Annotated in this window: 21 protein-coding genes and 1 riboswitch; of the genes, 2 read left to right on the forward strand and 19 right to left on the reverse strand. The window is 41.7% G+C overall.

The window, feature by feature from the left end:
* Positions 1-7: 7 nt before the first annotated feature.
* The 6 genes from ligA to V7150_RS09990 form a co-directional block, all read right to left on the reverse strand.
* Positions 8-2,014 carry an NAD-dependent DNA ligase LigA gene (gene ligA, locus V7150_RS09965; protein WP_335517017.1) on the reverse strand — a complete coding sequence of 669 codons (2,007 nt, stop codon included), beginning with the start codon at positions 2,012-2,014 and terminating at the stop codon, positions 8-10.
* Between the two features lie 77 nt (positions 2,015-2,091).
* Entirely contained in the window at positions 2,092-4,353 is a 2,262-nt protein-coding gene (pcrA, locus tag V7150_RS09970; protein ID WP_335517021.1) for a DNA helicase PcrA, read from the reverse strand.
* A gap of 71 nt (positions 4,354-4,424) precedes the next feature.
* Complete coding sequence (locus V7150_RS09975; RefSeq protein ID WP_335517024.1) at positions 4,425-5,108, reverse strand: heptaprenylglyceryl phosphate synthase; 684 nt, start codon at positions 5,106-5,108, stop codon at positions 4,425-4,427.
* A 196-nt stretch (positions 5,109-5,304) separates the two neighbouring features.
* Positions 5,305-5,619: a YerC/YecD family TrpR-related protein gene (locus V7150_RS09980; RefSeq protein WP_335517027.1), complete on the reverse strand. Its 315-nt coding sequence runs from the start codon at positions 5,617-5,619 to the stop codon at positions 5,305-5,307.
* 30 nt (positions 5,620-5,649) lie between these two features.
* Positions 5,650-6,699 carry a DUF3048 domain-containing protein gene (locus V7150_RS09985; RefSeq protein ID WP_335517029.1) on the reverse strand — a complete coding sequence of 350 codons (1,050 nt, stop codon included), beginning with the start codon at positions 6,697-6,699 and terminating at the stop codon, positions 5,650-5,652.
* Positions 6,700-6,771: 72 nt separating this feature from the next.
* Positions 6,772-8,517, reverse strand: a complete 1,746-nt coding sequence (locus V7150_RS09990; RefSeq protein ID WP_335517031.1) for an adenine deaminase C-terminal domain-containing protein — start codon at positions 8,515-8,517, stop codon at positions 6,772-6,774.
* A 164-nt stretch (positions 8,518-8,681) separates the two neighbouring features.
* Here V7150_RS09990 and V7150_RS09995 point away from each other — a divergent pair, with 164 nt between their 5' ends.
* Positions 8,682-8,987, forward strand: a complete 306-nt coding sequence (locus V7150_RS09995) for a YgaP family membrane protein (protein WP_335517037.1) — start codon at positions 8,682-8,684, stop codon at positions 8,985-8,987.
* A gap of 380 nt (positions 8,988-9,367) precedes the next feature.
* Here the strand turns inward: V7150_RS09995 and purD are convergent, their stop codons facing one another.
* The 13 genes from purD to V7150_RS10060 form a co-directional block, all read right to left on the reverse strand.
* The gene (gene purD, locus V7150_RS10000) at positions 9,368-10,633 is read right to left on the reverse strand and encodes a phosphoribosylamine--glycine ligase (protein ID WP_335517040.1); all 1,266 of its coding nucleotides are present in this window, start codon (positions 10,631-10,633) and stop codon (positions 9,368-9,370) included.
* Between the two features lie 15 nt (positions 10,634-10,648).
* Complete coding sequence (purH, locus tag V7150_RS10005; protein WP_335517042.1) at positions 10,649-12,187, reverse strand: bifunctional phosphoribosylaminoimidazolecarboxamide formyltransferase/IMP cyclohydrolase; 1,539 nt, start codon at positions 12,185-12,187, stop codon at positions 10,649-10,651.
* Positions 12,162-12,764: a phosphoribosylglycinamide formyltransferase gene (gene purN, locus V7150_RS10010; protein ID WP_335517045.1), complete on the reverse strand. Its 603-nt coding sequence runs from the start codon at positions 12,762-12,764 to the stop codon at positions 12,162-12,164. Before purN ends, purH begins: the two co-directional genes overlap by 26 nt.
* Positions 12,761-13,795, reverse strand: coding sequence for a phosphoribosylformylglycinamidine cyclo-ligase (gene purM / locus V7150_RS10015; protein WP_335517047.1), 1,035 nt, complete (start codon positions 13,793-13,795; stop codon positions 12,761-12,763). The genes purN and purM overlap by 4 nt, the downstream gene beginning before the upstream one ends.
* A 5-nt stretch (positions 13,796-13,800) precedes the next feature.
* Entirely contained in the window at positions 13,801-15,207 is a 1,407-nt protein-coding gene (purF, locus tag V7150_RS10020) for an amidophosphoribosyltransferase (protein ID WP_335517050.1), read from the reverse strand.
* Positions 15,183-17,408, reverse strand: a complete 2,226-nt coding sequence (purL, locus tag V7150_RS10025) for a phosphoribosylformylglycinamidine synthase subunit PurL (protein WP_335517052.1) — start codon at positions 17,406-17,408, stop codon at positions 15,183-15,185. Before purL ends, purF begins: the two co-directional genes overlap by 25 nt.
* The gene (gene purQ, locus V7150_RS10030) at positions 17,392-18,075 is read right to left on the reverse strand and encodes a phosphoribosylformylglycinamidine synthase subunit PurQ (protein ID WP_335517056.1); all 684 of its coding nucleotides are present in this window, start codon (positions 18,073-18,075) and stop codon (positions 17,392-17,394) included. Before purQ ends, purL begins: the two co-directional genes overlap by 17 nt.
* Entirely contained in the window at positions 18,072-18,326 is a 255-nt protein-coding gene (gene purS, locus V7150_RS10035; RefSeq protein WP_283921358.1) for a phosphoribosylformylglycinamidine synthase subunit PurS, read from the reverse strand. Before purS ends, purQ begins: the two co-directional genes overlap by 4 nt.
* Positions 18,319-19,032 carry a phosphoribosylaminoimidazolesuccinocarboxamide synthase gene (gene purC / locus V7150_RS10040; protein WP_335517060.1) on the reverse strand — a complete coding sequence of 238 codons (714 nt, stop codon included), beginning with the start codon at positions 19,030-19,032 and terminating at the stop codon, positions 18,319-18,321. The genes purS and purC overlap by 8 nt, the downstream gene beginning before the upstream one ends.
* Positions 19,033-19,405: 373 nt before the next feature.
* Positions 19,406-20,704: an adenylosuccinate lyase gene (purB, locus tag V7150_RS10045; protein WP_335517063.1), complete on the reverse strand. Its 1,299-nt coding sequence runs from the start codon at positions 20,702-20,704 to the stop codon at positions 19,406-19,408.
* A 3-nt stretch (positions 20,705-20,707) separates the two neighbouring features.
* Complete coding sequence (gene purK / locus V7150_RS10050) at positions 20,708-21,856, reverse strand: 5-(carboxyamino)imidazole ribonucleotide synthase (RefSeq protein WP_335517080.1); 1,149 nt, start codon at positions 21,854-21,856, stop codon at positions 20,708-20,710.
* Positions 21,849-22,337 (reverse strand): 5-(carboxyamino)imidazole ribonucleotide mutase, encoded by a 489-nt coding sequence (gene purE / locus V7150_RS10055; RefSeq protein ID WP_335517066.1) that lies wholly within the window; start codon positions 22,335-22,337, stop codon positions 21,849-21,851. Before purE ends, purK begins: the two co-directional genes overlap by 8 nt.
* A 129-nt stretch (positions 22,338-22,466) precedes the next feature.
* Positions 22,467-22,568: riboswitch (purine riboswitch) on the reverse strand.
* Between the two features lie 90 nt (positions 22,569-22,658).
* A complete protein-coding gene (locus V7150_RS10060; protein WP_335517069.1) occupies positions 22,659-22,856 on the reverse strand; it encodes an NETI motif-containing protein in 198 nt (65 codons plus the stop codon).
* 284 nt (positions 22,857-23,140) lie between these two features.
* Here V7150_RS10060 and V7150_RS10065 point away from each other — a divergent pair, with 284 nt between their 5' ends.
* Positions 23,141-24,391, forward strand: coding sequence for a TolB family protein (locus tag V7150_RS10065; RefSeq protein ID WP_335517072.1), 1,251 nt, complete (start codon positions 23,141-23,143; stop codon positions 24,389-24,391).
* Positions 24,392-24,697: the final 306 nt, after the last annotated feature.

Genomic DNA, 24,697 nt, shown 5'->3' on the forward strand with positions numbered 1-24,697 from the left:
ACACCTCTTATTTATTTAATTCTACTAAAAGCTTCTCCTCGTCCCACACTTCAATACCCAGTTCTTGTGCCTTCGTTAACTTGGAACCCGCATCTTCTCCTGCAATGACAAGATGTGTTTTTTTGCTAACGCTACCGGCAACATTGCCGCCAAGCGCTTCGATTTTTTCCTTCGCTTCATTTCGCGAAAGTTGCTCGAGCTTTCCAGTAAGAACAACCGTTTTTCCCGCAAAAATAGAGTCGGATTCTGCAGCGGAAACGGGCTTTGCTCCTTTATATTCCATATTTACTCCGGCAGTGACTAGTTCTTTAATGAGCTCCTTCGCTTCCTCTTGTTCAAAAAAGGCGACGATGGAATCTGCCATTTTATCACCGATTTCATTAACCGCGATTAAATCCTCTTTCGAAGCTTCAGCAAGTTTTTCCATAGAAGAAAATTGTTGAGCCAGCGTTTTTGCCGCTTTTGCCCCGACATGGCGAATTCCAAGGCCAAATAACAGCTTTTCAAGGGAATTACCTTTTGAAGCTTCAATCGCCTTTAAAAGATTGGAAACGGATTTTTCGCCCATTCTTTCAAGGGCTAAAAGCTGTTCACGGGTAAGCTTATAAATATCAGCTACATCACTGATTAATTTTTCAGCAAAAAGCTGACTGATTACCTTTTCTCCAAGACCATCAATGTTCATGGCATCGCGCGAGACAAAGTGAATCAAACCTTCGCGAATTTGGGCAGGACATTTCGGATTAATGCATCTTAATGCTACTTCACCTTCAAGACGGACAAGCTCGCTTTCACATTCAGGACAATGTGTTGGCATGTGGAAATCCACTTCATCTCCTGTCCGCTGATCCGCCAAAACATTGACCACTTCCGGAATGATATCGCCTGCCTTTTTAACGACAACTTTATCACCAATTTTAATATCCTTTTCACGGATCAAATCTTCATTGTGCAAGGATGCCCGCTGGACGGTTGTTCCTGCAACCTTTACAGGTTCAAGCAGCGCTGTTGGCGTAACAACTCCTGTTCTTCCGACGCTTAATTCGATATCCAACAGAGTCGTGACTACTTCTTCAGCCGGAAATTTGTACGCAATTGCCCAGCGCGGGCTTTTTGCCGTTGTGCCGAGTTCCGCCTGCTGCTCTAATGAATCGACTTTGATAACTATTCCATCAATCTCATATGGAAGATGCGGACGTTTTTCCACCCAGCCACTCACGTACGAGATAACATCGTCAATCGAAGCGCATTTTCTCCGCTCTTTATTTGTTTTAAAGCCGAGATGATCCAAGTAATCAAGGCCGTCACTATGGGAGATGACTCCGCTTGCTCCTGTATTGCCAATCCCGTATAAAAAGACATCCAGCCTTCTTGATGCAGCAATTTTCGGATCAAGCTGTCTTAATGATCCGGCAGCTGCATTTCTTGGGTTGGCAAACAGCTCCTCGCCGCGCTCTTCTCTTGCCTGATTTAATACTTCAAACGAACGTTTTGGCATATAGGCCTCACCGCGTACCTCTAAAGAAACATTTTCCCGTAAGCGAAGCGGGATGGATTTAATGGTTTTTAAATTTGCGGTAATATCTTCACCGATGGTTCCGTCCCCTCGGGTCGCCCCTTGAACAAATAAACCATCTTCATATCTTAATGAAACAGCAAGGCCGTCAATTTTCAACTCACAAACATAGGAAAAGTCATCGCCTACTGCTTGACGAACCCGGCGGGCAAACTCCCTTAAATCTTGTTCGTTAAAAGCATTGCCCAAACTTAACATCGGTGTTCGATGCACGACCTTTTCAAACAAATCAAGGACCGCCCCGCCAACACGGACAGAAGGAGAATCAGGGGTTTTTAGCTCCGGAAACTTTTCCTCAAGCTCCAAAAGCTCCTGCATGAGCCTGTCATATTCCGCATCCGGAACAGTTGGTTGATCTAACACATAATATTCATAGCCATATTGATTTAATAGGCTCCTAATTTCAATAATTTTTTGTTCAGCCAGTTGAAAGTCCATATATCCAGCCCTTTCATTAGGTAATTCCCGCGCTTAAAATAAGCGCTATTTTTCCCGTATTAACGGGCAGTTTTACGTTACGCCTTTTTAATTGGGGCAAATTTCGCCAATAGGCGCTTGATGCCAACAGGGCTCGGAAAGGCAATATCCAGCTCAGTTCCTTCTCCTTGGCCTTTTACACTTACGACTGTTCCGATTCCCCATTTACCGTGTTGCGCTTTATCACCAACCTTCCAGCCGATTTCCTCGCCGCTGGAAGCAGCTGAAACTGGTCGCATGACTGGTTTTCTTGGTGAAGCTGGAGTTCCGAAAGAGCTTCTTGACGAACCAAAAGAGGTACCTGTTGAACCAAAAGCTCTCCCGCCAGAACCAAACGGTGTTTTCATCCGTTTCTCCGGTTCTACACCTTCGATTAAGTCTTCCGGTATTTCAGCGATAAACCTTGATGCCGGGTTCATATTGGTTCTCCCAAACAAGGTTCTCATTTGCGCATTTGTGATAAATAAGCTTTGTTCCGCTCTTGTAATCCCTACATAGGCTAGGCGGCGTTCTTCCTCCATCTCAGCTTCTTCCATGAGGGAGCGGCTGTGCGGGAAGACGCCTTCTTCCAGACCAATCAAGAAAACAACCGGAAATTCTAATCCTTTTGCCGAGTGCAAGGTCATCAAGGTAATCGAATCGGCCTTTTCACCTTCTTCATCGAGCGAATCAATATCCGCCACTAGCGCTAAATCTGTTAAAAAGGCAACAAGGCTTTTATCTTCATTGGTATCTTCAAAGTTCTTCGTTACTGATAAAAATTCTTCAAGGTTTTCTAAACGGCTTTGCGCTTCAAGTGATTTTTCCGCTTTGAGCATCTCCCGATAACCTGTCTTTTCCAGAATTTCCTCAACTAATTCTGTTACGGAAAGGAACTCTTGCATATTCGTATAGTTGCGAATTAAATTGTGGAATTCACGTGTTGCTTTGGTAATTTTCGGACTTAGGCCGATTAATTCCACCGAGTCTAATGCCTTAAATAAGGAGATATCATGCATGGCGGCAAAATTAGCCATTTTATCAACTGAGCTTGAGCCAATCCCGCGTTTTGGAACATTAATCACTCGCTGCAAGCTGATATCATCGTCCGGATTGGAAATTAACCGCAAATAGGCTAGTATATCCTTGATTTCTTTTCTGTCATAGAACTTAATACCGCCGACGATCGAGTATTCAATATTCGATTTAAGTAAAACTTCCTCCATAACACGTGATTGTGCATTTGTACGATAAAGAATCGCAATGTCTGAAAGTTTTTTACCATCTCGAGTTAATTCTTTAATTTTCCCAGCAACGAATTGTGCTTCCCCCTGCTCACTGTCAGCACGGTAGTATACTAGTTTATTCCCTTCAGGATTTTCCGTCCAAAGATTCTTTGCCTTACGGTTCAAGTTGTTTTCGATGACTTTATTGGCTGCAAGCAGGATTCTTTTGGTTGACCGATAGTTCTGCTCAAGGAGAATAACAGTTACGTTCGGGTAGTCTTTTTCGAACGAAAGAATATTGGCGATGTCCGCACCGCGCCACCTGTAAATTGACTGATCAGAGTCCCCGACAACACAAAGATTTTGGAAACGATTAGCGAGCAATTTTACCAGCATATACTGCGCTCTGTTCGTATCCTGATACTCATCGACGTGAATATATTGAAACTTGCGCTGATAATATTCAAGTACTTCCGGTACCCGTTGAAACAACTGAATCGTCATCATGATTAAATCATCGAAATCAAGTGCTTGATTTTTCCGTAACCGCTTTTGATATTCTGTGTATACATCACTTACGGTCTGTTCAAAATAACCACCGGCAGTTTTCGCATATTCTTCCGGATCGATAAGTTCGTTTTTAGCTGAGCTGATGGAGCCTAAAATCGCCCGTGGGTCAAACTTTTTCGGGTCGAGATTCTTGTCTTTGAGGATTCCCTTAATCACCGATTGCTGATCGGTCGTATCCAGAATCGTAAAATTCCGGTTAAACCCCATCCGGTCGATGTCCCGGCGTAAAATCCGTACACACATTGAGTGAAAAGTGGAAATCCAAATTTCCTCAGCAACTCCGCCCATCATTTTTCCGATACGTTCCTTCATTTCTCTTGCTGCCTTGTTTGTAAACGTGATCGCCAATATGTTATATGGGTTTACTCGTTTTTCAACGATTAAATACGCAATTCGATGCGTTAATACTCTTGTTTTTCCACTTCCGGCGCCCGCCATCAATAGAAGCGGACCGTCTGTCGCTTTTACAGCGCTTTGCTGCTCAGGGTTCAGTCCATTTAAAAGCTTGTCTGTTAAAAATTGCAAATCTTCCACCACCATTTACAAACATTTGTTCTTATTTTAATTTTATCGTTCTTTTCTTTTTGAAGCAAATTCTATTTAACCGTTTTTACGGTTTTGAGGGCTTGATCAAAATCTTCATAAATGGCATTTCCGACGACAATTACATCTGCATGCCTGGCCATTTCTGCAGCCTGTTCAATGGTAGCTATTCCGCCGCCATAAAAAAGGGTTGTTTTTTCAAGCACCTTTTTCACTTCCGCTACTAATGCAGGATCCCCATATTTACCGCTATATTCTAAATAAAAAATCGGCAGCTGAAACATTTTTTCAGCCATCATCGCATAGGCCTTTACATCGTCGTTTGATAATGTTGCATTGGCGTTCGTCAGCTGCGCCGCCTTGCAATCCTCGTTTAAGATACAGTAACCTTCCATGGCGAATTCTTCCCAATCCATGATTTCACCATATTCCTTTACGGCTTGATGGTGCAGCCCTGTGATCCACTTTGGATCACTGCTATTTAAAATCGTTGGGATAAAATACAGGTCAAATCCAGGTGAAACGGTCTCAATGCTTGAGACTTCAAGGACACAAGGAACTGTATACCGGCGAATTCTTGCCATTAAGTCAAGGACGTTTTCAAGTGTCACCCCGTCCGTCCCTCCTACGATTACTGCATCTGTCCCTGATTCGCAGATTTTTTCTAATTGATCGTCTGTTATCACTTTATTTGGATCGAGTTTAAACACATGCCGCCACTTGCAAAAATCATACATTGAAAGAATCCTCCCACACATAGTCCATTTCACCATTATATCATTTGAGGAAACGATAAAAAAATAAAACAATGAATCTAAATATAGAAATCATATCCAGCTAAAAAAAACCGAAGAGTGTCTCTTCGGTTTGATTATTGTCTAGCTGCAGCGCCTAATGACTCGTCTTATGCATGGCAAGGCACTTCCGCTTATCTTATTCTTCTGAAGCTGAGCTATTTTCATCTATAATTCGTTCAAGTACCATTTCATACGTATCGTTTCCAAAGTTTAAACAGCGTTTAACACGTGAAATGGTCGCAGTGCTTGCCCCTGTTTCAGTTTCGATTTTATGATACGTGTTACCTTCGCGAAGCATTCTTGCTACGTCCAGACGCTGTGCTAACGATTGAATTTCATTGATGGTACATAAATCATCAAAAAAGCGATAGCATTCTTCCATATCCTTAAGTGAAAGAACAGCTTGAAATAATTGATCGAGTTCTTTTCCACGTAATTTATTGATTTGCATATATCTTACCCCTTTAATTGATTAAAATCTTTATTTTACATTAAACGAAACACTCGTTTGGAGTCCAGGGTCTGTTGGTACAACATTTACCCATGTTCTTCCTTGTACGAAAGGAACTTCTTTCCCATCTTTCATAGGAACAATTTTACCATTCTTATTCGCCCATTCTACTTCGTTGTACTTACCCATTTGCAGCAAATAGCCTTTTCCACCTGACTCTAAGTCAATTTTCTTATGCCCTAATTTATCGACTACTTGATGACCCGTTTCGATGATAAAAATATTATCTAGCAAAATCTGTTCCTTTGAGTCTAAATCAATGGTTTGCTCTCCACCTGAAAAACGCTTATATTTGCCAAGTGTGTCATCATACTCGTAAACAGCATTGGATAGTGCATTTCTAGAATAGGAGATCATCACCGATTTGGCATCAGATCCCGTAATATTTTTGCTTTCTTCCTCCGACATAAATGTAAAGCTTGGCGGGCTTTTTTCCATGGAATACTTTTTTTCCGCAGCGCCTTTTAGAACATTTTCATATGTGATATAGGAGTTATGAGGTGCTTTTCGCGAGCTGGACCTTTTAAATAAAGTGCCATCATAGACCATTCCATTTATATTATCGACGTAATTTCTTTCAAGCATTTTTCTTGCTTCCTCACTGTAACCGTGGGCAACATAAAAGGCATCCAGTCCTTTTGCCAGTTCAATATAATAAGCTCTTGAACTCCTTACTGGACCAATATTGTCTGGCTTTTCACTTTGAAAAACAGCCATAAAACGGGTAACATCACCTTCGGCAAGAAGTTCATATACAATATCAGCTTTATGCAAACCAGATTGCGGTCTTGCTTTTGGATCATTATTAACCATTACAGCGATTGCTCTTCCATCCGTTTTGGTTTCCGAACCAATACCTGTTAATGGAAAGAAATATGGGTTTTCTTTCTTCTCGTCAACCTTTTCCTCTACCTTGTCAACCACTTTTTCTTTCTGATCCGGTTGTTTTACCGTTTCTTTAGCGCTGCATCCAGATAGCAACAAAAGGAAAGCCGCCAAGGTAACCGTCCATTTTTTCATTTAATAAACACCCCAATTTCATCACCAAGTTAAGAATTACTTTCACGCTTTAACTCTTTACTTATCTACAGTTTAACGCATTATTGACGGAAAGAGTACTGTTTTATTCATAACATCGTACATTCCTCGCTGCGTAATACGAATGTATGGCAAATGTGTGGCAGAGAAGAAGGCAAGACTATAAATAGGATCTGAAAATTTATAGCCCCGCTCTTCCAACTCTACTAATAGTCTTTTTTCCTGCTCGATTAATTTTTCGATAGAGAGGTCTGACATTATTCCGTTTAATTTTAGCGGCACCTCACATACGACTTCAGCATTCTCCACCATGACAATGCCCCCGCCTAATTCTTTCATTCTATTAAAAGCATGGAGAATATCACGTTTGTTTTTTCCGATTAAAATAATGTCTCCTGTATTGGAATAGGAACTGGCTAATGCCGGCAAGGTTGTTGCGAATCCCTTTAATAACGTATTGATTCGCCATTTTCCGTTTCGATCAATCAATGTAAAAAAGCATTCATCATGGTCTGATTGTAATTTATCTTCTGAAGCGTCAATGGAAATCGAATATGGTTTTGTGATAACCGAGTTTTCCATCTTAATCCCAAATGGCATCGAAAATTGTAAATCATCCATGGTTAAATCCCAATCCAGTTTCATTGGCGTTAGCCCATATTGATTCCAGTTAACCATAGCATATGCATCGTCCACTTTCACTCCGTTCCGCTTTACCCATTTTCCCTTTGCCAAAACGGAAACCGGTGTCGGATTTTCAATGCTTGATAAAAAGTTAATATTGGCAACACGGCCAGTGGCAATATTACCATGTAAATGGTCAATATTATAATACCTAGCTATATTTACGGTGGCCATATTATAGGCATCAATGACAGGGACGCCTTTTTCAATAGCAATCCGAATCATTTGATCGTTCATTCCTTGCTCATAAAAAGTTGAAGATGAACCGTCCGTATTAAATAGTAATCTATCATAAGCTTCGATGCCTAATCGCTTCATATCGTCCAAAAGATCGGGTAAATCAGGGCGAATCGAAGAATATCGTAACGACACCATATATCCCTGCATTAGACGGTCATAAACCTCTTCACCTGTCATGGCTTCATGGTCACAATCCGCACCTAAAAGCATCATTTTCGCTAAGGTCTTTTCCGAGGCACCAGGAAAATGTCCTTCGATTTGTCTGCGCATCCGTTTTGCTTCTTGGATCCAATGAAGCATCATATCATCGCCATTAAGCAGTTTGGGCCACCCGGTTAACTCTCCTCCCTGCAGAACTGCATCATGCTCAAGCCACGATTTAACATTACTATGCGAAAAAATTTCTTCTTCATTCAATATTTCTGTTTGTGAATCAAATCGACACCACCAAAACATCGTTGTTGGGATCGAACAAAGATCCCTTATTAACGAAAACGCTTCCCTTTTTTTCAAATGTAAAATCAAGGCCATATTGTCATTAATTAGTGTAGTCGTTCCAAATTGGGATGCATAGGCAGCCAATGTTAGGGGATTATATAATTGAAATGGATGTGCATGAGGTTCGATGTATCCTGGGACAAGAATCTCATTTGTGCAATCAATAATTTCACATGTTTCCATATTTGCTGGTAAGTTCTCGCCAACATAAACAATCCGATCTTCATAAATCCAAATATTAGCTCTCATCCATTGGCGAAATGTCTGATTTAAATACAATGCATTTTTCAACAAAATGGTTGGAGATGTTTTCCCATCCAAAACGGATACATGCATGCGTAAGTGTCTATTTTTCCAGCGGTAGCGTTGTTCCAGCATACCATGTCCCTCCCTTTAAAAACTATCTATATAATAAGAAGTTGATTTAACAATAAAGAAAGCCCTTACAAAAATTTCTTTAGATACTATAGTATCATATTTTACTATTTAAAGCAGTAAAGAATTGATAAATATTGTAAAAATTTTGTGAAGGAGTGAACAATTTGAATATTAAACCAAATATCGGGATTTTAAACGCATTGATACGCATTACCTTTGGATTGACGATTCTTGCTTGGAGCACATCAAAGCTAGTCAAACAGCCGTGGAGGGATTCCTATTTGTTTGTTGCCTTGTGCGGGGCAATGAAGGTGGCTGAGGGAATTGTCCGCTATTGCCCAGTAACTGCATTATGTGAAAGATGCCAGGGGATGATTCAAGAGTATAACCAGGAAACAGATTCCTTGGATGGGTTGGAAGGTATGACAAACCTGGATGGAGATTCGGTTGTACCTTACAATCCTTCTTAATATATGGTCAATTTGTTCATATAATTTGAAATTTGTTCATATCAGCTTCAGCTTTGTTCATATCGTTCCATAATTTGTTGATATTGCTGCATATTTTGTTTATATCATTAAAAATTTGTTCATATCAGCTTCAACTTTGTTTATATCGCTCCATAATTTGTTTATATCGTTCCATAATTTGTTCATATCACTAAAAATTTGTTCATATAATTTGAATTTTGTTCATATCAGCTTCAGCTTTGTTTATATCGCTCCATAATTTGTTCATATCACTATAAAATTTGTTCATAATACCTTAAAATTTGTTCAAATCTAAAAAACAAGGAATTCATCACATTAAAAGTAAAGGGGCCGACCATTAAATGGTCAGCCTTTTATCGTTAGACGTGTTGAATTGCTTTTGTCCCAATATCTTTTCGATAAAAAACGCGATCACATGTTAATTTTCCTAACTCACGATACACTTTTTCTTGTGCTTCCCCCAGGGTTTCAGCCTTTGCTCCAACGAGAAGCACCCTGCCGCCAGCAGTGACAAACTCACCTAATTCATTTTTGCATGTTCCCGCATGAAAGGTGACTACTTCATCATTAAAATCAGCTAGACCTGTCAGCACAGCACCCTTTTCATAAGCCTCCGGGTACCCTTTCGCTGCCACAACAACACCGACCATCGGCTGCGCATCCCACACGAGTTCCGGGCTTTTTCCATCCAACAACTCTAAAATCACTGAAACTAAATCTGATATTAACCTTGGTAAAATAACTTGTGTTTCCGGGTCGCCAAAGCGGGCATTAAATTCGATTACCTTTGGTCCGTCCTCCGTTTTTATCAAGCCTGCATATAATATTCCACAAAAACTGCGGCCTTCTTGTACCATCGCTTTTGCAGCAGGAATCAGTACAGTACGAACCGCTTCCTGAACGGTTTCTGTACCAATCTGCGGTACCGGTGAATAAGCTCCCATTCCACCTGTATTTGGCCCTTGGTCGCCATCAAATGCCCGCTTATGATCTTGTGCAATTTCCAGCGGCACGACCACTTCCCCATTCACAAATGCCATTAACGAAAATTCTTCACCGTTTAAAAACTCCTCAATGACGACGCGGGAAGAAGCTGCTCCAAACTTTTCATCAACAAGCATTTCCTCAAGACTTGCCACCGCTTCCTCTTTTGTCAAAGCAACTTTAACACCTTTTCCTGCGGCTAACCCATCTGCCTTAATTACAATAGGCGCACCTTTTTCCTCCACATATTGTCGGGCAGCTTCAAATGAAGTAAAAACAGCATAATCAGCAGTGGGAATTTGATATTTTTTCATTAATTCTTTAGCAAATGATTTACTACCTTCAATCTCAGCTGCGACTTTACGAGGTCCAAATACCACCAAACCGGCCGCTTCAAATTTGTCGGCAAGCCCTGCAAGGAGAGGGACTTCTGGCCCGATAATTGTTAAGGACACTTCTTGTTCTTTAGCAAATTGAATGAGTCGTTCATGCTGAGATTCCTCAATCGGAACCAGTTCCGCAACATCTGTCATTCCAGCGTTTCCAGGAGCTGCAAATACTTTTTCAACCTGCTTGCTCTCGCTTACCTTCTGACAAATTGCATGCTCTCGCCCGCCTCGGCCAATGATTAGTACCTTCATCCATCACACCTCGTTTTAATGTTTAAAGTGTCTTATGCCCGTAAACACCATGGCAATTCCGTATTCATCTGCTTTTTTGATTGAATCCGTATCACGAATCGACCCGCCAGGTTGAATGATTGCCGTGATCCCTGCTTTTGCCGCCGCCTCGACGGTATCATTCATTGGAAAGTAGGCATCGGAGGCAAGTGCCGCACCTTCTGCTTTTTCACCTGCCTGCTTTAGGGCAATTTCAGCAGAACCTACGCGGTTCATTTGTCCAGCGCCAATCCCTAAAGTCATGTCTTGACTTGAAACAACAATGGCGTTCGATTTTACATGTTTGACAACCTTCCAGCTCAGCTTCAACGCTTCCCACTCATCATCTGTCGGCTGTCTCTTCGTCGGAATGGTAATCTCTGCGTCCTCAAGTGAATAGTGGTCTTGATCTTGCACAAGCAATCCACCTTCAATCGTTGTCATCTTCCTTTCGACCTTTTTCGTTTCGTCAAACGAAATCGTCAACAGCCGTAGATTCTTTTTCCCTGTTAAAACCTTTAACGCCTCTTCCGAGAACGACGGTGCGATAATAATTTCTAAGAAAATTTCATGAAGTTTAGCTGCTGTCACCGAGTCCACTTCACGATTAAACGCAATAATACCGCCAAAAATGGAAACCGGGTCTGCCGCAAACGCCTTTGTAAATGCTTCATAGCTTGTTTTACCTGTCCCGACACCGCATGGGTTCATATGCTTCACTGCCACGGCAGCAGGTTCCGAAAATTCCTTCACTATTTGCAGTGCCGCATCGGCATCATTAATATTGTTATAGGAAAGTTCTTTTCCATGAAGCTGCTTAGCATAGGCAATCGAAACAAGAGAGCCAAGTGGTTTTTTATAAAATGCTGCTTGTTGATGCGGATTTTCCCCGTAGCGTAATGTCTGCTTTAATTCATACGTAACAGTTAATTTTTCAGGTGTTTCTTCCTGAGCGAGCTCTGTCATGTACTCAGCAATTAAGGCATCATAAGCTGCTGTGTGACGGAACACCTTGGCTGCCAGCTTTCTTCTTGTTTCAAGCTTCGTTTCACCATCTGCTTTTAATTCTGCAATCACAGTCGGATAATCAGCTGGATCCACTACAACTGTCACATATTGATGATTTTTCGCCGAAGCACGGAGCATGGTTGGGCCGCCGATATCAATATTCTCGATTGCATCAGCAACGGTTACATCTGGTTTTTCAATTGTTTGCTGGAAAGGATAGAGATTAACGCAAACAAGCTGGATGGGTTCAATCCCATGTTCAACTAGCTGCTTTTGATGGTCTGCATCATCCTGTTTCGCCAGCAATCCGCCATGAATATATGGATTTAACGTTTTAACACGTCCCTCTAAAATTTCGGGAAAGCCAGTTACATCACTAACACTAAGAACAGGTATCCCTTGTTCTTGAAGCATTTTTTTCGTGCCGCCGGTTGAGATAATTTCAAAGCCGAGACTGACTAGCCCGCTTGCAAAATCACTAACCCCGCCTTTGTCAGAAACACTAATAAGTGCGCGCTTTTTCTTCATTTGTAACCTCTCCTCGTGTTAAAAGCATGTGTATAATTGATGGATATAGCTTATGTTCAATCGTTTGAATTTTCTTTTGTAAGCTTTCTCTTGTTTCATTTTCCACTATCCGAATTCGCTCTTGGACAATAATTGGTCCTGTATCCATGCCTTCATCAACAAAATGGATGGTCACACCAGTCCATTTCGCTTTCGCGGCTAGTGCTTGACCAATGGCGTCTTTTCCTGGAAATTCTGGAAGCATCGATGGATGGATATTTACAATTCGTCCTTCATATACTTTTAGTAATGTTGACCCAATCAGACGCATATAGCCGGCTAATACAATAAGGTCTACATTCAAATCCTGCAGCAGCGCAGCTATCTCTTTTTCATAATCTGCCTTACTGGGATAATCTTTTGCGTTAAAAATAAAACATGGTATATCATTCGCCTTTGCTCTTTCAATCACATAAGCTTCAGGTTGATCGCAAACTAAAAGGGATATGTCCGCCGGAAGCTTCCCTGCTTCAATCACATCGACGATGGCCTGAAAATTACTTCCGCTGCCTGAAGCAAACACTGCAATCTTTTTCATCGCTGCCCACCAAAGCCTTTAATGTGAATTCCCTCTTGCTCGGAAACGACTCCGATTTCATAAGCTGTTTCACCAAAATCTTTGAAATGCGCCATTACATCAGCCGCATCTTTTTGGTCAACAGCAATCACCATACCAATACCCATGTTAAAAATGTTATACATGTCTTGATAATCGATTTGGCCAACCTCAGAGATCAATTTAAATATTGACGGAATGTGCCAGCTTTTTTCATTCAGCTCTGCGCCCAACCCTGCAGGAAGCATCCGTGGTATGTTTTCAATAAAACCGCCGCCAGTAATGTGAGCCATCCCTTTGAGGTGGAATTTTTTCAATGCCGCCAAAATTGGTTTTACGTAAATTTTAGTTGGTTTCAGTAATTCTTCGCCCAAGGTACAGCCGAGTTCATCAACAAACTCGATTAAAGACCAGTTGTTAAACACTTTCCTGACAAGGGAGTACCCATTGCTGTGGATCCCGCTTGAAGCAAGACCAATCAGGACATCCCCCGGCTTAATTGTTTCCCCTGTTATCAATCTCTTCTTTTCACAAGCGCCTACCGAAAACCCAGCAAGATCATATTCCTCTTCACGATAGAGCCCCGGCATTTCCGCTGTTTCGCCGCCAATTAAGGCACAGCCTGCCTGTTCACAGCCATCAGCAATTCCTTTGACGATCGCCTCAATTTTTTCCGGAATGGCTTTGCCGCATGCAATATAATCTAGAAAGTAAAGCGGTTCTGCTCCTTGGACAACGATATCATTGACACACATCGCTACCGCATCGATTCCAATCGTATCGTGACGATCCATCATAAACGCAATCATCAGCTTCGTGCCAACGCCATCGGTGCCTGACACCAAAACCGGCTCTTTTAATCCGAGCGATGAGAGATCAAACATGCCGCCAAAGCCGCCAAGGGCCCCGATCACTCCTGCCCTCGATGTCCGCTGTACATGTTTTTTCATCCGCTCAACGGCTTCGTAGCCTGCTTCGATATTTACTCCCGCTTGTGTATACGCATTTGCCAAGACTGTCACCCCTTTTGATAATAATACTGTAGTGTATCTGGATAGATTTCTGTAGGATAATTCCCGTTAAAGCAGCCGAGGCAAAAACCATTTATGCCTTCAGGGTCAAGTGCCTTTACCATGCCATCCACACTTAAAAATGTTAAAGAGTCTGCTCCAATCAGTTGGCGAATATCCTCGATCGACTTATCAGAAGCAATCAATTCTTCTTTTGATGACGTATCAATTCCATAGAAGCACGGATTTTTTATCGGAGGGGAACTAATCACCACGTGTACCTCTGTCGCTCCGGCATCTTTCAGCATGGTAACAATTCTTCTGCTTGTCGTACCGCGGACAATTGAGTCGTCGACCATTATAGCCCGTTTCCCTTCCACAACACCGCGAACCGGAGACAGCTTCATTTTTACTCCCTGCTCCCTGAGTGACTGGGAAGGCTGAATGAAGGTTCTGCCGACATATTTATTTTTGATTAATCCCATTTCATACGGTATTCCCGTGGCTTCTGCATAGCCGATCGCCGCTGAAATACTGGAATCTGGTACCCCTGTCACAACATCCGCATCAATCGGCGCCTCAATTGCCAGCCTTTTTCCTAATTTTTTGCGGGCAGTATGGACATTCACACCTTGAATATTACTATCTGGTCTTGAAAAATAAACATACTCCATCATGCAGATCGCTTTTGTCGAACTCATCGCAAATCGCTCTGAAGTGAGTCCATTTTCGTTAATAATTAACAGTTCACCTGGCATAATGTCGCGTATATATTCAGCACCGATTACATCAAAAGCACATGTTTCCGATGCAACCACATAGGCATCACCAAGGCAGCCAAGCGAAAGCGGTCTTAGACCATGAGGGTCAAGCGCCACCATTATTTCTGTTTCCGTCATAATCAAATAGGCATAAGCCCCTTTTAACATGGACAGCGCATTTTTCACCTGTTCCTTCATTTGGAGAAAACCGCTTCTTCTAATTAAATGGGCTAAAACCTCAGTATCAGAACTTGTTTGAAAAATACTTCCTTGTGCTTCAAGCTGATGTTTTAAGTAATTGGCATTCACAAGGTTGCCATTATGGGCAAGGGCAAGGCTGCCGTTTTGCGAATGGAACAAAAGCGGCTGGACATTTTCATAGCCGCCGCCCCCTGCCGTAGCATAGCGGACATGACCGACCGCTGCAGACCCGGTTAATTTGGACATCGCTTCTGCTGTAAAAATTTCTGTCACGAGCCCTTCACCCTTGACTCCTTTAAGGGTTTTACCATCAGAGACAACGATGCCGGTACCCTCCTGGCCGCGGTGCTGCAGGCTGTGAAGCCCGTAATAGGTTAACTGGGCGGCATCCGGATGTCCAAAGACACCAAAGACGCCGCATTCTTCGTTTAATCCCTTGATTTCAGCAAGCATGGGATCGCCCCTTTCCAGGCAGCTTTCAATTCATCAACTGAAGACTCAAGAACAGGAACAGTTCCATTTAAAACTCGCAGTTCGGACGATTCATTCACTTCACCGATAAGACTCGCGTCTACTAAACTTTCAAACTCTGACTGATGTTCTTTTTTCACTGTTAAAAGAAAACGTGATTGTGTTTCACTGAATAATGCAGAAATTGAATCTCCTGTTATATTCACATCAGCCCCAAGCCCTTTATCTGCAAAAAGACATTCTGAAAGGGCAACAGCTAAACCGCCTTCTGACAAGTCGTGTGCAGATTGAATCAATCCAGCACGAATCGCAGCTAAAACCTGGCCTTGTCTTTCTTTTTCCATTTCAATATTTAATTCCGGTGCTTTACCGAAAATTTTTCCGTTCAACAATTTTTGCAGCTCACTGCCACCAAATTCCGGTTTCGTTTCACCAACTAAATAAATTAGGTCGCCGCTTGTTTTAAAATGCTGAGTTGTAATATGGTCGAGGTCTGTTACAAGTCCAACCATTCCAATAACAGGTGTCGGGTAAATCGCTGTACCGCTTGTTTCGTTATACAATGATACGTTTCCGCCGATAACAGGTGTTTCAAGGACACGGCAGGCATCACTGATTCCATCGGCTGCTTTTTCAATTTGCCAGAATACCTCTGGCTTTTCAGGATTTCCAAAATTCAAGTTATCAGTAATTGCTAATGGTTCTGCACCAGAACATACAATGTTACGGGCAGCTTCTGCGACAGCAATTTTTCCACCGGTTTCTGGATCCAAGTACACATATCGGGAATTACAATCCGTGGTCATCGCTAGTGCTTTACGTGTCCCTCTAATACGGGTTACAGCAGCATCTGAACCTGGTGACACAACTGTGTTGGTGCGCACCATGTAATCATATTGCTCGTAAACCCACTCCTTGCTGGCAATGGTAGGCTGGCTTAACAATTTTAATAATGTATCCTTGAGGTCATCGACCTTTGGTACTTCATTTTCCATCGCTTGGAATTCAGCAAAGTAGACCGGTTCTTTGGATGGTTTGTGATAAACCGGTGCATCCTCAGCCAATGCATCAACTGGCAGGTCGGCAACGACTTCCCCTTTATGGATCAGGCGAAATTGTTTATCGTCCGTTACCTTTCCAATTGCAACAGCTTCTAAATCATATTTTGAAAAAAGATCCTTGATCTCTTGTTCTCTCCCTTTTTTCACGACAATGAGCATCCGTTCCTGTGATTCAGACAGCATCATTTCATAAGCAGTCATTCCGGTTTCGCGTTGCGGAACAAGGTCTAAATTCATCTCGATGCCCATCCCAGCTTTGCTGGCCATTTCTGAAGAAGAGCTGGCGAGTCCCGCAGCACCCATATCCTGAATCCCAACAAGGGCATCCGAATGGATGAGCTCCAAGCATGCTTCTAACAATAGCTTCTCCATGAAAGGGTCGCCGACTTGAACCGCTGGGCGATTTTCGTCAGACTGCTCGGTTAGTTCTTCAGAAGCGAATGTTGCACCGTGAATTCCGTCACGGCCAGTCTTTGCACCGACATACATTACGGTATTACCAAGACCATGTGCCTGGCCTTTTTTAATATCCTCATGATTTATCAGACCGACACACATCGCATTGACGAGAGGATTTCCATCATACGATGGGTCAAACTGCACCTCGCCGCCGACTGTCGGAATCCCGATGCAGTTGCCGTAGCCGGCAATACCTGCGACTACTTCTTTAAATAAATAGCGCACTCTGGCTGAATCCAATTCACCAAAGCGAAGCGAGTTTAGCATAGCAATTGGACGTGCGCCCATTGAAAATACATCACGGATGATTCCGCCGACGCCTGTTGCCGCTCCTTGGTACGGTTCAATCGCGGAAGGATGGTTATGACTTTCAATTTTAAACACAACCGCCTGACCGTCGCCGATGTCGACAATTCCAGCTCCTTCGCCGGGACCTTGAAGAACTCTTTCACCGGAGGTTGGGAATCTTTTTAGAACCGGCTTCGAGTTTTTATAGCTGCAGTGCTCCGACCACATTACCGAGAAAAGACCTGTTTCGGTATAATTCGGGGTACGGCCGAGAATCGATTCAATCATTGTGAATTCTTCATCTGACAAACCCATTTGCTGATATAGTTTCTGTTCTTTGATTTGTTCTGGATTTGGTTCAAGCGTTAACAACATTTGCTTCCCTCCATGTCTTCACAATCGATTGAAACAACTTTAATCCGTCGGCACCACCGAGCAATTCATCTACCGCTCTTTCCGGGTGCGGCATCATTCCAAGAACATTTCCTTTTTCATTCGTGATACCCGCGATATCAGCAAGACTTCCGTTCGGATTTTGCTTATAAGTAAATACGATTTGGTTATTTTCCTTTAATTGAGCGAGCGTTTGCTCGTCACAATAGTAATTTCCTTCACCATGGGCGACCGGAATTGTAATGGTTTGGCCTTGTTCGTATTCAGCAGTAAATATCGTTCTGTTGGTTTCTACTTTTAGTTCAACTGGTTTGCAAATAAATGATAGACTTTCATTCCGTCTCATTCCACCTGGCAGTAAGCCTGCTTCAAGAAGGATTTGGAATCCATTGCATACCCCAAGAATTGGCTTGCCTGCTTCGGCCGCTTTTACAACTTCTTTCATTACGTTGCTAAAACGGGCAATCGCTCCCGTACGTAGGTAATCGCCGTAAGAAAAACCGCCTGGCAGGAGAATCCCGTCATATTCAGCTAAGCTTTCAGTATCGTGCCAGACATATTCGACTTCCTCGCCAAGTTCATCTTGAATCGCATGAAACATATCGACATCACAGTTCGAGCCCGGAAAAACAATAACCGCAAATTTCACTGGGCGACACACTCCTCTACCTCATAGCGGTAATCTTCAATAACTGGATTGGCTAACAGTTTCGTACAAATCTCGTTTACGACTTCATCAAGGTCGCGATCTGATTTTTCAATTGTGAGTTCCATATATTTGCCGATGCGGACATCGGTTACTTCTTGATAATTTAACGAATTTAATGAATGGGTTACAGCCTTGCCTTGTGGATCTAATACACTTTCTCTCAATGTAACGTATACTTTGACTTTAAACATGCTGATGACCTCCAAGTCTTGTTAAAATCGTTTCATATGCATCTGTTAAACTTCCTAAATCACGGCGGAATACATCTTTATCCAGCTTTTCATTTGTTTTTTGATCCCATAAGCGGCATGTATCAGGAGAAATTTCATCAGCTAATAAAATTTGTCCCTGTACGTCTTTGCCAAACTCAAGTTTAAAATCGATTAAGTTTATGCCTAGTTCTGAAAAAAAGCTCGATAAAACCGCATCTACTTCCAGCGCTTTTTCTCGTAAAATCGTAATCTCTTCGGCTGTCGCCGCTTTTAGTTCAAGGATATGATCCACTGTTACCAGCGGGTCACCCAGTGCATCATCTTTCAAATAAAACTCAACGATTGGCGCTGATAGCGGGGCCCCTTCTTCGATTCCCAATCTTTTTGAAAAACTGCCAGCAGACACGTTACGAACGACTACTTCTAGCGGAATGATGGTTACTTTCTTCACCAGCTGCTCCGTTTCGGAAATTCTTTTGATAAAGTGTGATTCAATTCCTTGTTCTTTTAGCTTTAAAAATAACAAACTAGTAATCTCGTTATTAAGTCGGCCTTTACCAGTGATTTCTGCCTTTTTTTCTCCGTTAAAAGCGGTGGCTGAATCTTTGTATTCAACTAATACAACATTATCTTCATCTGTTTTGTAAATTCGCTTAGCTTTTCCTTCATAAAGCATTTCTTTCATGGTGAATCACTCCTTATTTCGCAATATTGGGAATCTTTCTAATAAAGAAGGGGCACGTAGTCATATAACTGTAGCCTCACTTCTGTTTTTTTATCTAATTTCAGTCACTATGAACCTTTTTGTGACCGTCTGCTCACCTTTTTTCTGTTTACGGTCACATTTATCTGCTTTTTGTTACCGGCCACTCTCTTATTCCTCGTTCATGGTCACAATTATTATTTTTTGTGACCGTAAACCCTCTTTTTTCCCGTTTACGGTCACAATTATCTGCTTTTTGTGACCGTCCACTCTCTTTTTCCTAGCTCACGGTCACATTTATCTACTTTTTGTGACCGAATCCTCAATTGTCCCTGAGTCTCGGTCACTAAGCACCTTATCCGTTCAACCCTAATCGATCAAAAATGGTATCTACATGCTGTAGGTGGTAGTGATAGTCAAAACAATCCGCTATCTCCTCAGGAGAAAGCAATGCGGTAATTTTTCCTTCCGCTTCAATCAGCCCACGGAATGGTACTTGTTTTTCCCACGCCTCCATCGTTTTTGGCTGTACTGTATCGTAAGCCTCTTCACGTGATAAGCCTTTATCAATTAGCGCTAGCAGAACACGCTGCGAATAGATTAGCCCTAGTGTTCGCTCCATGTTGCGCTTCATATTCTCCGGATAAACAGTCAAATTTTTAATAATGTTTGCAAAGCGATTTAGCATATAATTCAAAGCAATTGTCGCATCTGGTAAAATGATGCGTTCCGCTGATGAATGTGAGATATCGCGTTCATGCCATAACGGAACATTTTCATAAGCCGTCATCATATAGCCGCGAATCACGCGCGCCATACCAGTCATGTTCTCGGAGCCAATAGGATTCCGTTTATGCGGCATTGCTGATGACCCTTTTTGTCCTTTTGCAAAAAACTCTTCCACCTCGCGGGTTTCACTCTTTTGCAGTCCACGAACCTCTACCGCAATTTTTTCAATCGAAGTAGCAATCAAAGCAATAGCTGACATGTAGTGAGCATGGCGGTCACGCTGCAGTGTTTGCGTCGAGATTGGTGCCCGGCCAAGACCTAATTTTTCACAAACATACTGTTCAACAAATGGATTAATATTTGCATAGGTTCCAACAGCACCGGAAATTTTTCCAAACTCTACCCCCTGTGCCGCTTGCTTAAAACGCTCCAAGTTGCGTTTCATTTCTTCATACCAGAGTGCAAGCTTTAAGCCAAAAGTAGTTGGTTCTGCATGTACCCCGTGAGTTCGTCCCATCATCACAGTCATTTTGTGTTCAATTGCTTTATTTTTTAAAATCTCAATAAAGTTTTCCAAGTCTTTTAATAAAATGGCATTGGCTTGCTTCAACACATAGGAAAGTGCCGTGTCCACAACATCCGTTGAAGTTAGTCCATAATGAACCCACTTCCGCTCTTCACCCAATGTTTCTGAAACCGCACGGGTAAAAGCAACTACATCGTGTCTTGTTTCTTCTTCAATTTCTTTAATGCGGTCAATATTAAATGAAGCATTTTCACGAAGCTTTTTAACATCTTCTTTCGGGATTTCCCCTAATTCTGCCCATGCTTCACAAGCAAGGATTTCCACCTCAAGCCAGGCATTAAAGCGGTTTTCCTCTGTCCAGATAGCTCCCATTTCAGGTCTTGTGTAACGATCAATCATGTTTTATCCTCCGATCATTTCTTTTGCTGTACGCCAGATGCTGCTTTCATCAATTTCCCTAAGAGCCTCATCTATGTTACCCTTCAAAATGGTAACATGCCCCATCTTCCTTTTCAATTTTGGCTCTTTTTTGCCGTATAAATGAACCTTCCAGCCTGTCATAGTTGGGATTTCCTTAAATAGGCCGTCAAGATGCTCTCCTAATAGATTGACCATAACTGCTGGTTTTAATAGCTCCGTGCTTCCTAATGGCCAATTACAGATAGCGCGGATATGCTGTTCGAACTGTGACGTCTCGCAGGCCTCGATGGAATAGTGACCTGAATTATGCGGTCTCGGAGCCAATTCATTTATATAAATCGTGCCATCGCTTGTCACAAACATCTCTACAGCAAGAGTCCCTACCAATCCAAGCGAATCAGCAATCTGCTTTGCCTTTTGAATGGCCATTTCCCGTAATTCTTTAGAGATACGTGCCGGAACAATTGTTATATGCAAAATATTTTCTTCATGAATGTTTTCCGCTACTGGAAAAAAAGCCGTTGCTCCATCTAGCTTTCGAGTAACAATCACGGAAATTTCTCTTTCAAATGGAATCCACTTTTCTAACACACAGCTGCCATGGCTGATTAGCGGATCTGCTTTAGATAAATCCTGCTCGCTTTTAATCACAAGCTGCCCTTTGCCATCATAGCCGCCTCTTGCTGTTTTCAATACAGCAGGATAACCAATCAATTCTATTTTTAAAAATAGCTCTTCTATACTATTAATGACCTCATAACGAGCCACCTCTACTCCAGCTTGCTGGATGGCTGCTTTTTCACTAACTCGGTCTTGCGTTATCGTTAAAAGGTTTTTCCCCTGTGGAACATATGCCTTTTCACAAAGCCATCCTAATGTATCGGCATCGATGTTCTCAAATTCATAAGTAATTACATCGCTCACCTCAGCTAATCTGCTGATAGCCTCGCGGTCATTGTAAGCGCCGATAATTTCAAAGTCCGCCACTTGACCGCATGGAGAGTCGGCCGCCGGCTCTAAAACAGCGATTCGAAAGCCCTGTGCTTTAGCAGATAGTGCCATCATTCTGCCGAGCTGCCCTCCACCAATAATTCCAATCGTTGCTCCAGGTAAAATCGTTTTGTTATGCAAGTTGATCACTACTTTCTAGTACCTCTAGTTTAATAGTTTCTCTTCTAGCTTCTAATTTATCTGCGAGTGCCGTGTCTTCCGTTGCTAATATTTGAGCAGCGAGTAGTCCTGCATTCACCGCACCAGCTTTACCAATCGCAACCGTTGCAACCGGAACACCGCCTGGCATTTGCACAATCGATAGCAAGGAGTCTAATCCATTTAATGCTTGTGATTGAACAGGAACACCGATTACCGGCAACGTCGTTTTTGCTGCGACCATCCCAGGAAGATGTGCAGCACCGCCCGCTCCAGCAATAATAACCTTTAAGCCTTTTTCTCTAGCTTCTTTTGCATATGAAAACATTAAATCAGGTGTACGATGGGCAGAAACAACCTTTTTTTCATAGGCGATTTCGAACTGATCGAGAACTTCACAAGCATGTTTCATCGTTTCCCAGTCTGACTTGCTCCCCATGATGACTCCGACAAGATTTCCCATCCTTAATCCTCCTTTTTTAACCAAATAAAATACCCGAAACAAATAGCATCTCATTAAAGAGAAAGCCATTTGTCCGGGCATACATAATTTAGGTCAACAAACAGGAAGCCTTCGCCCCTTATTGTGCCGAACATATTGACTTTCCCTCATAGTCCAATAATTTACGGTTATTGGGTAGAAACTTATGGGCCATATTCCCATGGATATACGAGGGTAAAGATAAATGGTTTAATCAACTAGCTTAATCATACCAATTCAGCCATTTGGATGTCAACAAATATATCGAACATTATTTTAAAACAGCACTATAATGTTCGTGTTTTAGTCGATTAATTTCGCTTCAAAGACGATTTGGCGACCGATTGGCTCATAAATCGTTTCATTACCTTTTTTTACTTCTTGAAAAATCGGCTTCTCTGTTCTGCGGACAGGAACATAACCTTGCTGTTTCATTCTATTTAAGCAGTCCTCAATACTTTCATTTTCCTGCACTTCAAATTGCACTTTCTTTTTACTCATGAAAATAACTTCCCTCTTTTCACTGATTTTCTCTTCAAGCCCATAAGCTGACCATTAGGTATGCTAAATAACGCTGACCTTTTAATGTTTAGATCATCCTAATGGAAAAAATTAATCAAAAGGACAATCGTATCCATTTTTAAACTTGTTTCAAAACTAGAGCGCTTCTTTATTATTATGCTTCCTACACTTTATCACAAATGCTTATTAATTCCTGATGATTTTTAATCATTTGTACAAAATAAATATACCCATACATTCTTTAAAGTTAAAGGAGCGATTATTTGCTGATAAAAAAATTTCTTCCTTTTTTTCTTCTGGCAGTTATTGTTCTAATCTCATCCACTGCTTACGCAGATACCCCTATTGACTCTCAAAAGGCAGCATTTATTCGTAACGATAATTTGTGGATGAAAATTGGAAAAGAAGAAAAAAAGCTTACGAATGGTGAATTCATAAGGTATCCAAAGTGGTCACATGACGGGAACTGGATTGCCTACCTAAAAGGAAAAAGAGAAATTGGAAACTACCTCAACAATGGTGAGCTATGGGTATACAATATTAGAATGAACAAACACGTTAAAGTTAAACCAAACGTAACCAACAATTTCCAATGGTCCTCTCAACAAAATAAACTTGCTTTTCTCGTTAAGACTGATTTATTTGTTGTTGATACTGAACCATCAAATCTATTTCTTGTTAAACAACTCGAAGCCAAAGTTGAAAACTTTTCATGGTTCCCGAATGGAAGAGACCTATTTATTTCCACTAAGAAAAGCCAGAGACTTCACACTGATATCCACTTATCAAAACTATCTTTTGAAACAAACCAGCAAAAGCCTGCAACAAAGCAAATGTATACCATACCTGTTGGGGAAAATGAATACTATGTAGGCACCAGCCAGTTTAAATGGTCCCACGACAGTATGTGGATCAGCTTTCTATTAATTCCAACCGCATCGATGTCTGCAGACAGTAATACTCTATGTATACTTTCTCAGAATGGACAGGTTTTTCAAAGGGTGGATGAAATGTTAAATGATGAGGAATGGTTTCAATGGGCCCCAACCAAGAGTGTTCTTGGTTACATAAACGGCTTCGGCAGAGTAGCATTGAGAAATAAACAATTAAAGACAGTAAACCTGCCATCCTTTCACAAAAGAATCTTGACGCCCAAGGTCTATATCGATCGGGATTTTTCATGGAAAAATAATCATAAACTATACGTTTCACGTTCTATAGAAAGTGAATTGGTTGACGTCAATGAACGACCGCTACCAAGCATATTTAAAATTACGAATAAGCAAAAGCAAGTTACCTTCCCTGCAAAAAATGAAGGCGACTTTGTTCCGCAAAATTATCGTAATCAGCTAATTTGGATTAGAACAGATCGTGAGAAAACCAGTATTTTCGTGTCACCTATTCATACTACGGTAGAAAAGCAATGGATTAAAGACTTAACATTACCAAGCTGGTACTATGAAAAATGGAATTGGGAGGAGGTTTTTAGCTTATATAAAGGAAAATCATCGTGAAATTTCTTATTGAAAAAAAAAAGACTAACTGTATAACCATTTCAGTACCCAATTACCTCTATTGGGTGCTTTTTATGGATGCTTTTTCTGATGAAATTCCAATTTTCTTCCCTATTTGATTGGCTTACTTTCCGGTTTTGGTAATTTACTTTCCACTTCTGTGATTTTACTTTCCACTTTTCTGATTTTACTTTCCGGTTTTAATCATTTACTTTCCACTTTTTCATTTTTACTTTCCACTTCCATTTGTCGGCACAAAAAAAAGACAACCCAATACAGGTTGTCTCTCATTTGCCTGGCAACGTC

This window comes from Neobacillus drentensis (assembly GCF_036965245.1).
Classification (GTDB): domain Bacteria; phylum Bacillota; class Bacilli; order Bacillales; family Cytobacillaceae; genus Neobacillus; species Neobacillus drentensis_G.